The organism is Aquisalimonas sp. 2447 (assembly GCF_012044895.1).
GTDB lineage: Bacteria > Pseudomonadota > Gammaproteobacteria > Nitrococcales > Aquisalimonadaceae > Aquisalimonas.
In genome coordinates, this window is record NZ_CP050695.1 from 3,935,385 (window position 1) to 3,948,506 (window position 13,122).

12 protein-coding genes are annotated in these 13,122 nt (G+C 65.8%); 2 read left to right on the top strand and 10 right to left on the bottom strand.

Annotation, left to right across the window (positions count from 1 at the left end):
• Positions 1–13: 13 nt before the first annotated feature.
• The 5 genes from KU884_RS18630 to KU884_RS18650 form a co-directional block, all read right to left on the bottom strand.
• Positions 14–838 carry an endonuclease/exonuclease/phosphatase family protein gene (locus KU884_RS18630; protein ID WP_254432121.1) on the bottom strand — a complete coding sequence of 275 codons (825 nt, stop codon included), beginning with the start codon at positions 836–838 and terminating at the stop codon, positions 14–16.
• Entirely contained in the window at positions 835–1,464 is a 630-nt protein-coding gene (locus KU884_RS18635; protein ID WP_167784020.1) for a thiol:disulfide interchange protein DsbA/DsbL, read from the bottom strand. The genes KU884_RS18630 and KU884_RS18635 overlap by 4 nt, the downstream gene beginning before the upstream one ends.
• Before the next feature lie 127 nt (positions 1,465–1,591).
• Positions 1,592–2,755, bottom strand: coding sequence for a c-type cytochrome biogenesis protein CcsB (gene ccsB / locus KU884_RS18640; protein ID WP_167784021.1), 1,164 nt, complete (start codon positions 2,753–2,755; stop codon positions 1,592–1,594).
• On the bottom strand, positions 2,752–4,794 hold the full coding sequence (locus KU884_RS18645; protein ID WP_167784022.1) for a cytochrome c biogenesis protein ResB: 2,043 nt from the start codon (positions 4,792–4,794) through the stop codon (positions 2,752–2,754). The genes ccsB and KU884_RS18645 overlap by 4 nt, the downstream gene beginning before the upstream one ends.
• Before the next feature lie 132 nt (positions 4,795–4,926).
• Complete coding sequence (locus KU884_RS18650; protein ID WP_167784023.1) at positions 4,927–5,550, bottom strand: cytochrome c; 624 nt, start codon at positions 5,548–5,550, stop codon at positions 4,927–4,929.
• 237 nt (positions 5,551–5,787) lie between these two features.
• On the opposite strand from KU884_RS18650, the gene yihA reads away from it, so the two are divergent.
• Positions 5,788–6,399, top strand: a complete 612-nt coding sequence (yihA, locus tag KU884_RS18655) for a ribosome biogenesis GTP-binding protein YihA/YsxC (RefSeq protein ID WP_167784024.1) — start codon at positions 5,788–5,790, stop codon at positions 6,397–6,399.
• 227 nt (positions 6,400–6,626) lie between these two features.
• Here yihA and polA read toward each other — a convergent pair whose 3' ends face one another.
• Positions 6,627–9,308 (bottom strand): DNA polymerase I, encoded by a 2,682-nt coding sequence (gene polA, locus KU884_RS18660; RefSeq protein ID WP_167784025.1) that lies wholly within the window; start codon positions 9,306–9,308, stop codon positions 6,627–6,629.
• 25 nt (positions 9,309–9,333) lie between these two features.
• Complete coding sequence (locus KU884_RS18665) at positions 9,334–10,098, bottom strand: TIGR04219 family outer membrane beta-barrel protein (RefSeq protein WP_167784026.1); 765 nt, start codon at positions 10,096–10,098, stop codon at positions 9,334–9,336.
• 138 nt (positions 10,099–10,236) lie between these two features.
• On the opposite strand from KU884_RS18665, the gene KU884_RS18670 reads away from it, so the two are divergent.
• On the top strand, positions 10,237–10,956 hold the full coding sequence (locus tag KU884_RS18670) for a TIGR00730 family Rossman fold protein (RefSeq protein ID WP_167784348.1): 720 nt from the start codon (positions 10,237–10,239) through the stop codon (positions 10,954–10,956).
• Positions 10,957–11,116: 160 nt separating this feature from the next.
• Here the strand turns inward: KU884_RS18670 and KU884_RS19075 are convergent, their stop codons facing one another.
• The 3 genes from KU884_RS19075 to KU884_RS19085 are packed head-to-tail and all read right to left on the bottom strand — an operon-like array spanning position 11,117 to position 12,324.
• Entirely contained in the window at positions 11,117–11,356 is a 240-nt protein-coding gene (locus KU884_RS19075) for a hypothetical protein (protein ID WP_217351354.1), read from the bottom strand.
• Positions 11,334–11,741, bottom strand: coding sequence for a reverse transcriptase domain-containing protein (locus tag KU884_RS19080; protein WP_254432026.1), 408 nt, complete (start codon positions 11,739–11,741; stop codon positions 11,334–11,336). The genes KU884_RS19075 and KU884_RS19080 overlap by 23 nt, the downstream gene beginning before the upstream one ends.
• Positions 11,665–12,324 (bottom strand): reverse transcriptase domain-containing protein, encoded by a 660-nt coding sequence (locus KU884_RS19085; protein ID WP_254432122.1) that lies wholly within the window; start codon positions 12,322–12,324, stop codon positions 11,665–11,667. Before KU884_RS19085 ends, KU884_RS19080 begins: the two co-directional genes overlap by 77 nt.
• Positions 12,325–13,122 lie beyond the last annotated feature (798 nt).

Consider the following 13,122-nt stretch of genomic DNA (forward strand, 5'->3'; position numbering starts at 1 on the left):
TGTAACCCGCCCCTCAGGGCACCAGGATCACCGAATCGGGGAGCTTGATCTCCATGGCCACGGGCAGATGGTCCGACACCGGGTAGTCGACGACTTCGGCCCGCTCTACCTGGAGTGATGACGACACCAGGATATGGTCCAGCGGATGCAGCGGCCGCCAGCTCGGATAGGTAGGCATCAGCAGGGTGGGTTCGCTGAGGCTGGTACGGTCCAGCAGCGCGCGGATTTCCCGGCTCTCCGCCGGACAGTTCAGATCCCCCATGACCACCACGTGCTGCAGCGGTGCAATCAGGTCCGCCACATAGCCCAGCTGACGCATGCGGGTCCGCGCCCCCAGGGCCAGGTGCAGCAGAATGACGTGCAGGGGCTCGCCGGGGCCGCCGAAGGTCATGTGCAGGGCCCCGCGCCCGGGGATCATACCCGGCAGCGCGTGTTCGCGGATCTCCAGCGGCCGGTAACGGCTCAGGAATCCGTTGCTGTGCCGGGCCAGCTTGCCGATGCGACGGTTGGTCTGGTCGTGCCAGTAGGGGAACCCTCCCAGGCGGCTCACGAACTCGGTCTGGTTGATGAAGCCGCTGCGCAGACTGCCGCCGTCCACCTCCTGCAGACCCACCAGGTCGTAGGGCCGGGTCAGCCGGGCGACCCGCTTCAGCGTGCGCGGGCGATCCGCATGGGGGAACAGGTGCTGCCAGCTACGGGTCACGTAGTGCCCATAGTGACTGCTCTGGATGCCGGTCTGGATATTGTACGTCAGCAGCCGCAGCCGGCCCGGCGTGTTACCGGCCAGCTGCGGCTCGTGCTCGGTTTCCAGCTCCGGAGCAGCGGTGCGATCGTTCACTGAGTTTCTTCGTGTTCCTTGTCCACCAGGTACCGGATGATATCCAGCATCCTCTCCTGGCCGCCAGCGGCACGCACATCAACCACATATTTCCCGGCCACACCGACGGTGGGGGTGGAGCGGACCTGGTGGGCCCGGGCGGAGCGCTCGGCGCGGCGCAACTGCGAGTCCACGGAGAAGGAGTCCCAGGCGTCGAGAAAACCTTCCTGGTCGCCGCCCTGCTCGGCCACCACCTCGCTGATGGCATCCGCGCCCTGCAGTTGACGGTTGTCGTTGTGCAGGGCATCGAAGATTGCGGCGTGGGAATCATCCACGGCGTCCACGGCACTTGCCGCATAATAGGCGCGTGCCAGCGGTTCCCAGCTCTGGTTGAACACCACCGGGTTATGCACGAGCTGCGCCTTGTCACCAAGGCTCGCCATCAGCGACTCGATGCGAGGCCGGAACGTATGGCAATGCGGGCATGCGTAGGAGAAGAACTCGCGCACCTCGACCTTACCGTCATCCACACTGGTGGACACGGGCTCATCCAGTACCTGGTAATCCTGGCCCGCCTGGAAGCTCTGTGCCATCGCTGCCACCGGGGCCAGCAGGAATACTGCCAGCAAGTAGCCCATCCATTTCATCTCATGCCCTCTCTCGTTCTGTTATTCCTTACACTAGCGTCAGACCGCGCCGCCAAACGGCAGTTCCCGCCAGGGAGACGCTGAACCAGCCGGGAGCGCGTGTCCGCGCGAATTATTCAGCGTTTCCTTAAAGCTCGCCGTAGGAGTGCAGACCGCTGAGGAAGATATTCACACCCAGGAACGTGAACGTCACCACGAACAGCCCCACCACGGCCCACCATGCCATGGGCGTGCCGCGCCAGCCCTTGGTGAAGCGCAGGTGCAGCCAGGCGGCGTAGTTCAACCAGGTGATCAACGACCAGGTCTCCTTGGGATCCCAGCTCCAGTAACCGCCCCATGCCTCGGCCGCCCACAGGGCACCCAGGATGGTGGCAATGGTGAAGAAGGCGAAGCCCAGGGCAATGTTCTTGTACATGAGATCATCCATGACCTCCGGCGACGGCAGGCCGCGCCGCTGCCAGGCATCAGGCATGCGCGCCTGAATGAGGTAGGCCACGCCGATCATGGCAGCGATGGCGAACGCCCCGTAGGCGACGAAGTTCGTCGGCACGTGGATCTTCATCCACCAGCTCTGCAGCGCCGGGATCAGTGGGTCGATCTCGTGGGCGCCCTGAACGAAGTGGTACCACAGCAGAAAACCGATGGACGCCGCGATGATCAGACCGACGAACCCCCCCAGCGCCCGGGTCTGATAGCGGTACTCGTAGTACAGGTAGATCAGCCCGGTGGTGAAGGCGAACAGGACGAACACCTCGTAGAGGTTGGTCACGGGAATACGCCCCACCTCCGGAGCGATCAGGTAGGACTCCCACCAGCGCACCAGCAGGCCTACCAGACCCGCGCCGCTGGCCAGCCACATCATGGCCGTACCCAGCCGCTCCAGGAACGCGGCCCGGCCCAGCAGTCCGGCAAAGTAGACCACGGGCGCCGCCAGGAACAGCGCGCACATCCACATGATGGCGGCCTGGCTGGAGAGCAGGTAGTTCAGGAAGAAATCGCTCTCGGCCGCGGCCAGGTCCGGATAACGCATCACCGCGAACAGCGTCACGACGGCGACGATGATGGTGAACAGCCGCGCCGGTTTCCACATCCAGCCGATGGCCACGGTGGACGCCCAGGTCAGGTACAGGATGCCGTGCTCGTAGCGGTCCATCCAGGGCGCGAAATGGTAGCTGGCATACACACTGCCGAGCAGCAACGCCACAGCCCAGACCCAGTCGAACAGGGACAGGCGCGCGAGAAAGCCGCGATCGTCGTAGGTGTGTTCACCAAGAATCTGCTGGGTACTCATGTGTTGTCTCCGTTCACCCCGTTGGCGGCATCCCTGCGGCGATCTCCGAATCGTTGCTCAAGATCCCCCTCCAGCTTGCCAAAGGCCTTGGCAAAGCCCATGGGATCGCGCTGGCTGGATCCAGCCAGCAGCACCTGCGCGCCGCGGGATGCAGGCCGCACCCAACACCACACGCGCCGGTGGGCCACGTAGAACAGCAGGAATATCCCCACCGTCAACAGTAGCGACCCGAAGTAGACAATGTTCTGGCCTGGTGCCCGTGCGATCTGCAGACCGGTGGCCTGGCGGTGATCGAAGTCGGTGAGCTCCAGGAACACGGGCGCTTCGTACTCTGCCAACGCCGTCATGGCGGTAATGGCGTCACTGTAGAAGACCAGATCTTCTTCTGCAGGTTCCGCCGGATCGATGTCCTCATCCAGAAGAACCTGCGCATACGCCTCCCACAGCGTGCGCTCCACCACCAGGCGGTAGAAATCCATCAGCCGCTCCGGGGCATCGCCGCCGCGGGCCTCGGCGCGTTGCTGCTGTTCCGCCATGACCGCATCGAATCCCGACTCCAGCAGGGTCTGGATCATGCCGTGAGCCTCCCGGCCCACCTGCTGGCGCACCCGCTCTTCCGTGATGCCGATCTCCTCCATGGCGCGATTCGCCGCCGCGGCAATGGCGTCCTCGTCACGCAACTGCTGCAGCAGGGCCATGAAGCGGTCCAGTCCCCCGGAAGGGTCGGCGGGGATGTGCAGATAGCGGAACTCGTCTCCGGGTGAACGCCGCACGCCGCTGAGGAAATAGGAATCGCCATCGATGTCCACGGGCAGCATGTAGTTCTCGTACTCCAGCGCCTCGCCGGTGGGCCGGCGCAGGCGGTAGGTGAAACTGGGGCCGACGTTACGCACCTCCCGGCGGCTGGTGGCCTCGGGCACCGGATGAATATTGAAGACCTCGAAGTCGGTGACCTCCAGGCGACGACCGTTCTCCCCTGGCAGGGTCATCTCCTCGTTGACGTGGGTCTCCAGCTCGGCAGGCTCGCTGCCGTCCATCGGCCAGGCACGCAGCGCCAGCCGCGAGCCACCGTCACCGAAGTTCGCCTGGTAGATGGCATGGCCGTCGTAAACCAGCGGCTCGTTGACGCGGATGGTCTGCCTGATGGGTTCGTCCAGCTCCGGCGCATGGAGCACCACGTCACTTTCGAAGGAGCGCGGCTCGCCGGTGTCGTAGTGCTCGATGCGGAAATCCTCCACATGGAGCCGGAAGGGCAGCTCCTGCACCACGTACCCCTCGCCCAGCCGCAGGAACACCACACCGGCCCGCCCGCCTTCGGGGATGGTGACATTGCCGCGGAACGCGGTGCGGCGCGGCGGAATCTTGCTGCTGTCATCCACCTGAGAGACCGGAATATCCCGGGTCTCGACGGTCAACTGCCCGGTCCAGTGCTGCCACTGCACCAGCAGGTTGCCATCGATGAGGCCACCAATGCAGATCACGACGATGGCCAGGTGGGTGAAAACGTAGCCCACCCGGTTACTGCGACCGCTCATGGCCGCCACCATGATGCCGTCGCCCTTGTTCTTGCGACGAGAGCGGAAACCATGGCGCTTCAGTGCCGCTTCAGCGGTGGCCGCGACCGTCTCGGTGTCGGCGTCCAGTTCCCATTCACGCCGATGCCCCAACGCCCGCAGGGAGCGCTCCTGCTGGTGCTCGCGGAAACGGGTCATCTCCTTCCAGACGTGGGGCGTATGCCGCATCAGGCACACGGACGTCGACACCACCAGGAAGGCCAGCATCACCAGGAACCAGGGTGCACTGTAGACGTCGTAGAGACCCAGGAACTCGTAGACCTCGAACCAGAAGGGGCCGAACTTGAGGAGATAGTCCTGGTAGGGCTGGCCCTGTTGCAGGACCGTCCCGATCACCGACGCGATAGCCAGCGCCACCAGCAGCGTGATGGCCAGGTTCATGGAACCCAGGAAAGTCAGCAGAACAGACGCGGTGCTCTTGCGCCGGCGTCGCTCGCTCTGCGTGGATGCCGCGGCTGTCGCCATACCTCGTGGATCACCCGGAAGCGTGGGCGCGTCCCCTGCGCGTACCGCCCGTCAGGACGGCCCGTGGAACAGTGCGCCGCAGGCGGGGTGCCCGCGGCGCTGCATCAGCGCTCCGGCCAAGGAGCCCGGTCGTCAGTCGCTCTGACGGCGGTGCAGGCCAGAGAGATACGAGGAGACGGCTTCGATTTCGTCATCGGACAGGCGCTCGGCCACATCCCGCATCATGCGGTTCCGGTCGGTGTCGCGATCGCCGTCACGGTACTTACGCAGCTGCTCGGCGGTGTACTGGGCGTGTTGCCCCCCCACCCGCGGGAAGCCCGCGCCGGCCATGCCGGCACCGGCAGGCCCGTGGCACGCCATGCAGGCCGCCACGCCCTTGTCCGGAATACCGCCGCGGTAGATGTCCTCGCCGCGTTCCCTGAGATCGGGGTCCACCCCGCCGGCGACGCCCGGCTCCAGGGAGGCATAGTATGCAGCCAGGTCACGCATGTCCTGCTCATCCAGGTCGGACACCTGGCCGGCCATCACGGCATTCTCCCGGTCGCCGGTCTGGTACGCCTTCAGCTGCTCGAACAGGTAGCGCTGCCCCTGGCCGGCAATGTTCGGCCATTCGGGGTTGTCGCTGTTGCCATCGGCACCGTGGCAGGCGGCACAGGACCCGGAGAGCTCCTCACCGCGGGAGATGTCGCCGGCCTGCAGCAGCGGTGCCGCAACCAGCGCTGATCCGGCAAGAATCACCTTGATCCAGTTGTTCATGGAATCGTGTACTCCTGGAGACGAGGAATCTCTGGGGCGCGCTCACCTGGCACGCGGCTTCCGCAAACCCGATTCCGGGGTGCGAGCACGGCAGTGGGGAGTTCACGCGGCCCTGTGGACAAAGCGACCTGATTTATACCAGCCGGCCCGGTTCCGGTCAATTTGCCCCGGCAACACGCCGCCTGACAAGCCCTGTACCATGGGCGCCCGGCAACCCATATCGCGAGACCTATCAGCATGAGTGACCGCTATACCCGGGCTTGGTTCCTGAAAAGCGCCAACGCCCTGGACCAGCTCCCCCCCGATACCGGCCTTGAAGTGGCATTCGCGGGGCGGTCCAACGCTGGCAAGTCCAGTGCGTTGAACGCCATTACCGGGCAGAAACAGCTGGCGCGGATCAGCAAGACCCCGGGGCGCACCCAGCTCATCAACATCTTCCCCCTGGACGACGAGCGCGCCCTGGTGGACCTGCCGGGCTACGGCTATGCCAAGGTACCGGCCAGCATCAAGGCGCACTGGGACCAGGTGCTGCCGGCCTACCTGGGGCGTCGGGAAGCGCTGCAGGGGCTGATGCTGATCATGGACATCCGCCACCCGCTGAAGGAGTTCGATCGCCAGATGCTGGCCTGGTGCGACCATGCCGGCCTGCCTGCCCACGTACTGCTGAGCAAGGCGGACAAACTCAAACGCGGCGCCGCCGGCAACACCCTGCAACAGGTCCGCGCCACTCTGGGCGCGGAGTTCCCCGCCGCCACCGTCCAGCTGTTCTCCGGCCTGCGCGGCCACGGCGTCGACGAGGCGCGGCGGGTGCTGGACGTCTGGTTCGGCCTGGACGAAGGCATGGACTGAGCACGAACCGGCTCCATGGCCCCTTCGGCGCGGAGCCTGCTGACATCAGGGAACTTTTTCCGGGACAGAACGGTCTTAATCAGTGCGCCAGTGCCCGGCGCTGCCCGCTCTCCCCCCTGTATGTTGAGCGGGCTTTCGACGACCCTTCCCCTGGGTCGTCACGTTGGCCCCGGTCTTTCCCCCCCGAGAGCCGGGGCCTTTTCTTTTCCGGTCCTCCGGGACGCCGGTCAGTGGGCCTCGTGCCAGTTTGCGCCAACCCCCACATCCACTTCCAGGGGGACATCCAGGGATGCCGCCTGGACCATGAGCCCGCGGATGCGCTCGGCCACCGGCTCCACCTCGGTTTCCGGCACTTCGAACACCAGTTCGTCATGCACCTGCATGACCATGAGCACGTCCGGCTCGTCGGCCTGCAGCCATTCGTCCACCCGGAGCATGGCGCGCTTGATGATATCCGCCGCGGTGCCCTGCATGGGCGCGTTGATGGCGGTGCGCTCGGCGTACTGCCGGCGCTGCTGATTGCTGGCGTTGATCTCCGGCAGGTACAGCCGCCGGCCGTAGACCGTCTCCACGAACCCCCGCTCGTGGGCCTGGCTGCGGGTGCGGTCCATGTACGCCTTCACGCCCTGGAAGCGGTCGAAGTAGAGATCCACGTACTGCTGCGCCTCGCCGCGCTCCACGCCGATCTGCCGCGCCAGCCCCCAGGCGGACATGCCGTAGATGAGTCCGAAGTTGATGGCCTTGGCGGCACGGCGCTGCTCGTCGGTGACCTGGTCGGGCGCCCCACCGAACACCTCGGCGGCGGTGGCCCGGTGGATGTCCTGGCGCTGCTCGAAGGCCCGGCGCAGGCCGTCGTCCCCGGACAGGTGCGCCATGATGCGCAGCTCCACCTGGGAGTAGTCGGCGGCCAGCAGACGATACCCCGGGGTGGCGACGAAGGCCTGCCGGATGCGCCGCCCCTCGGCGGTGCGCACCGGGATGTTCTGCAGGTTCGGATCACTGGATGACAGCCGCCCGGTGGCGGTCACCGCCTGATGATACGAAGTGTGCACGCGGCCGGTATCCGTGTTGCACATCTGCGGCAGCTTGTCCGTGTAAGTCGACTTGAGCTTGGACAGTCCCCGGTGCTCCAGGATCAGGCTTGGCAACTCGTAGTCCGCCGCCAGCTCCTGGAGCACGGACTCCGCGGTGGAAGGCTGCCCCTTGGGGGTCTTCTGCACCACCGGCAGACCCTGGCGTTCGAACAGGATCTCCTGGATCTGCTTGGGCGAACCGAGATTGAACGGACCACCGGCGACTTCGTGGGCGCGCGCCTCCACGGCCTGCATCTTCTCGGCCAGCTCCCGGCTCTGGGTCCGCAGCAGCTCCCGGTCGATGCGCACGCCCTGACGCTCCATGCGCGATAGCACCGGCAACAGCGGCACTTCGATGTCCTGGTAGACGGTGGCCAGGGAGGGAATCTGCGCCAGCCGCGGCCACAGCTCCCGGTGCAGCTGCAGGGTCACGTCGGCATCTTCGCAGGCGTACGCCGTGGCCTGTTCCAGATCAACCTGGTTGAAGGTGATCTGCCGGGCGCCCTTGCCGGCCACGTCCTCGAACTTGATGGTGCCGCGGCCCAGGTACTTCAGCGCCAGGGAGTCCATGTCGTGACGGGTGGCGGTGCTGTCCAGTACGTAGGACTGCAGCATGGTGTCGTGGCGAATGCCCTGCATGTGGATGCCGTAGCGGGCCAGTACGCTCATGTCGTACTTCAGGTTCTGACCCACCTTGGGCCGCTCCGGGTCCTCCAGCAGCGGTTTCAGCGCCGCCAGCACGGCATCGCGGTCCAGCTGATCAACAGCCCCGGGGCCATCATGCGCCACCGGAATGTAGATGGCCTCGCCGGGCTCGACGGCAAAGCAGAGACCGACAATCCGGGCCACCATGTAATCCAGGCTATCGGTCTCCAGGTCGAAGGCGAACAGCTCGGCATCCCGCAGCCGCGCGAGCCAGGCATCGAACTCCTCCTGCTCCACCACCATGGCGTAATCACCGCCGAGACCTGCTTCCCCGGCCTCCCCGGGATCCTCACCCAGCTGCGAAAGCCACGCGGAGAACTCGAGGCGGCGATACAGGTCACGCAGGGCCGCCATGTCCGGCTCGCCCCGCTGCAGGTCCGCCGGTTTGCGGTCCATGGCCACATCACAGCGGATGGTGGCCAGCTCCCGGGACAGCGGCAGGTCGTCCAGATGCTGCCGCAGGCTCTCGCCGATCTTGCCGCGGACCTGGCCGGCGTTGGCGACAATGCTGTCCAGGTCACCGTGCTCCGCCAGCCACTTGGCAGCGGTCTTGGGGCCCACTTTGGGGATGCCGGGGATGTTGTCCGAGGTGTCCCCGACCAGGGCCAGGTAGTCGATGATGCGCTCCGGCGGCACGCCGAACTTCGCTGCCACACCGTCGCGGTCCAGCGTGGTCCCGCTCATGGTGTTGAGCAGGGTAATGTGGCCGCTGACCAGCTGCGCCATGTCCTTGTCGCCGGTGGAGATCACCACCTGCCAGCCATCGGCCTCGGCCTGCCGGGCCAACGTGCCGATGACATCATCCGCTTCCACCCCGGGCTCCTCCACCAGCGGCAGGCCCAGCGCGCGCACGACCTCCTTCAGCGGCTCCACCTGCGGGCGCAGATCCTCGGGCATGCTCGGGCGGTTGGCCTTGTACTGCTCGAACAGATCATCGCGGAACGTGCGCCCGGGGGCGTCGAAGACCACGGCGATGTGCCGGGGATCATACTCGTCCAGCAGCTTGCGCAGCATGTTGGCCACGCCGTAGACGGCGCCCGTGGGTTCGCCGGCGGATGTGCTCAGCGGCGGCAGGGCGTGGAACGCCCGGTACAGGTACGACGAGCCATCCACCAGAATCATGTCGGCCATGGGCGGTGCCAATCCTCCAGCCAGGTCAGAAGCGGGCCGAGACCCCGATATAGGGCCCCTCAACGGTGACGTCGGCATCGATGTCGTCGAAGTCGTCCAGGCGGATGTTCTGGTATTTCCAGCCACCCTCCACGGCCAGGGAGCCGACACCGTACCCGGCACGGTAGCCGCCGCGCAGGGTCACGTCCACGATGCGGTGGCCGTCATAGGCCAGGAAGCTGCCCTCACCGCCGCCGAAGAAACCGGTGCCCGGCATGCGGAACTCCGTGCGGGCGTAGGCCAGGGGCAGCGGGCCGGAGAAGGAGACCTTCTCTCGCTCACCGTTATTCTGGCTTTCCACCTCGACGAAGCCATCGATGTACTTGATGTTCAAACCCACATCCAGATCGAACAGCAGCGACCAGGGGGTCCAGTAGAGGACAATATCGGTCTGGTCCAGCTCCACCTCGGAGTCAACATCTTCCTGAGTTGTGAAGCCGACGCCACCGAACTCGAACGAGTTGTCCACCGTTCCACTGCCGGTGAGGTTGATCGGCGTGTACTGCAGCTTCAGCCGCGGCAGGATCGGCACGGGATGGCGCAGGTCCGCCCAGACGAAATAGCCGGTCTCGGAACCGATCTGCAGATCGTCCTCCACGTCGGCGCGGTTGCCGTCACTTTCCATGTAACCGCGAGGATCCTGGCTCCACAGGCCCGCACCGACGCTGACGCCGGTGAGTCCGGCCTGAGCACTGGAGATCGGCAGAACGGCGAGGGCAATGGCGGGGATCAGGTGGCGATGAATACGCATGGTGCCTCCGGGAATCTTTTCGTGTGACGCGACACTGACTGCCTTCGTGGCCCGTCATGGTACATAATGGAGCCAAAGCCGTACCGTGCAGCGCGCACGGAACAGTTCCTGGACGACGCCATCAGTAATACGGACCCTATGACCACACCCGACAAGTTCGCCGGCCGCGCGCCCATCAACGATTCCCTGATGACCCGGGAGTCCTGGAAAATCTTCCAGGTCATGGCCGAGTTCGTTGAAGGCTTCGAGCGGCTGGCGCAGATCAAGCCCTCGGTGAGCGTGTTCGGCTCGGCACGCACCCCCGTGGACCATCCCTGGTACGCCCTCGCCGAGGAGACCTCCCGGCAGCTCTCCAACGCAGGCTTCTCGGTGGTCAGCGGCGGCGGTCCGGGGATCATGGAGGCGGCTAACAAGGGCGCCTACCAGGGCAAGGCGCCCAGCATCGGGCTCAACATCCAGCTGCCCATGGAGCAGGGTGGCAACCCTTACCAGGACATCAGCCTGAACTTCCGCCACTTCTTCTCGCGCAAGGTGATGTTCGTGAAATACGCCTCGGCCTACGTGGTGCTGCCGGGCGGTTTCGGCACCCTGGACGAATTGGCCGAGATTCTCACGCTGGTGCAGACCGGCAAGACCCGACGCATCCCCATCATTCTGGTCCACGGCCAGTTCTGGCGCGGGCTGATCGACTGGTTCCAGGACACCCTGGTGGCCGAAGGCACCATCAACCCCGAGGACATGGATCTGTTCCTGGTGGTGGAGGACCCCAAGGACGTGGTGGAGGCCATTTTCGACCACTACGAGCACCGCGGTTTCGAGCCCTCGGCGCGGGAGCGGGAAATCCTGCTGGATCTGTAGGGCGGATCTTTAGATCCGCCGTCTGCCGACAGGCAGGCCCAGGTGGTTCATCGAAGACCGCAATGGTGGACGTCGGGTAGGCCGGCCGGTTACCCGGCCGGCCCCCACAGATCCACTCGTGCGGGTTTCCCGCAAGTGGCTCCTCGTGTGAGTGGCTTCGCTACGTGGCGCAGATCCTGGCCCGGGCGAGCGGGTAACACTCCAGGAACCGGGAGAACTCCGACCACGGGATCGCCGCCTTCTGCGAGCGCCGCGACAGCCATCGGTGCCAGGAGCGCATCGCCTGGGAGCGGACCTGGTCGATCGCTGCAAAGTTACCACGCACGCCGAAGTAGGCGTAGTGGCCCCGGAGTCTGCGGTTCAGGGCTTGCCACTGCTCAACCACGGGGTGATGCCGCATCACACAGCACCAACGATCGATTGCATGCATGGCCCGGCGCAGCCATCCCGCGCCGTCTTGCGCTTGACCACCAGCGCCCTCGCCTCGACCGCCCCCAGTAGTGGGTGAAGCCGAGAAAATCGAAGGTCTCCGGGTGCGGTCCTCCGCCCGATCCGGGCCGGTCGAACCGCACAACCCGGGTCTTCTCCGGGTGGAGTTCCAGCCCGTAGCGCGCAAAACGCTTGGGCAGCACCTCCATCACCCGCCGGGCATCGCTCTCGCAGGCGAACACCAGCAGCGCATCGTCGGCAAAACGCACCAGGTGCGCCTCACCGCGCAACCGGGGCCGGACACTGTCCTCGAACCACGTATCCAGCACCTCGTGGAGGAAAATGTTGGCGAGCATCGGCGAGATCACCCCGCCCTGCGGGTGCCCCGCCAGGCTGGCGCCACTGCCCTTCCTCCAGCACGCCGGCGTTCAACCATTTGCCGATCAACCGAACCAGCACGCCGTCACGTACCCGCCGACGCAGCACCTCCCGCAACAGACCATGGTCGACCCGGTCAAAGAACTTGCGCACGTCAAGATCAATCACCCAGCCACCGCCCATCGCCATCAACGGCCGCCAGACCGCCTGCAGCGCCTGGTGCGCCGAGCGTCCCGGGCGGAAGCCGTACGAGCCCTCGTGGAACTCCGGCTCGTAGACCGCCTCCAGCACCATCGCCACCGCCCGCTGGAGCACCTTGTCCTCAAACGTCGGAATGCCGAGCGCTCGGCGCTCGCTCCCGTCACCCTTGGGGATCGAGGTGCCCCGCACCGGCGGCGCCCGGTACGCCCCGGACTTCGCCCGCTCCAGCAGCGAGCTCAGGTTCGCCTCAAGCTCCTCGCCGTAGGCGGCACCCGTGCGACCATCAACGCCCGGCGCCCCGTCCTTGCGCGTGCGTCGATACGCCTCACGCAACCACGCCTCGTCAATGTGATGGGCCAACGTCAAAAGCGGCCTGTCCGGAAGACGCCGCGCCAGATCCGCTATCTGTTGGCATCGCGTTGAGATGAGATCAGAGTCCAATGCCTCCGCCATCGGTCCCTCCAACAGCTCCACTCACACGGTCTCCCCTTCCCCTTCACCGGGTCCGCTGGGGCGCGTTCCCCGGCTGCTCCGGTACTATGGGAGACTCCGACTGCCTGCCGCCCGTCTGGCACCGCTCTGGCTGTCCTCGCAGCACCATACCGCCGCAGCGCCCTCAGCCTTCGCTCCAGCAGCAGGAGGACGCTCCCACCACTGGCCCGGACTGCGGATCAGCGGTCGCCCGCACCGTCTACTTCTTAGGCGGAGACGACAGGCCCTCCCAGGTTCCTGGGGGACCCCAATGTGCCCATGCCCCGCTCTCGGACCCCGGCGGGCACACCACACCAGGCCTCTACAGTGCAGCGTTACTGCCTTCCGGTCTTCAGACACCGTCGGCACCCACAATGTCGCGGATTTCGGGGCTCAATCACGCAGCCTGGACACTCGCTGTCTACGCTTCACCACAGCAGTTACCCACTGCAGCGCAAGACTCGCTTCCGGCTGGTGGCCAACCTCTACCGGGCGGGCTCAACGGCCCGCTGGGTCCCTCTCGCAATTTCATGGCCGCCTCCATGCCACCAATCCCAAGCGACCAGGCTTCGCCTGGCGCTCCTGAAGGTCCACCCTACGGCTGCTACGGTCAGCGCCCGCACCATCAACCGTAGGAGCGGCGGAAGCCGCGACCGCTGGAAGGTGCATCAAGATGCACCCTACGGG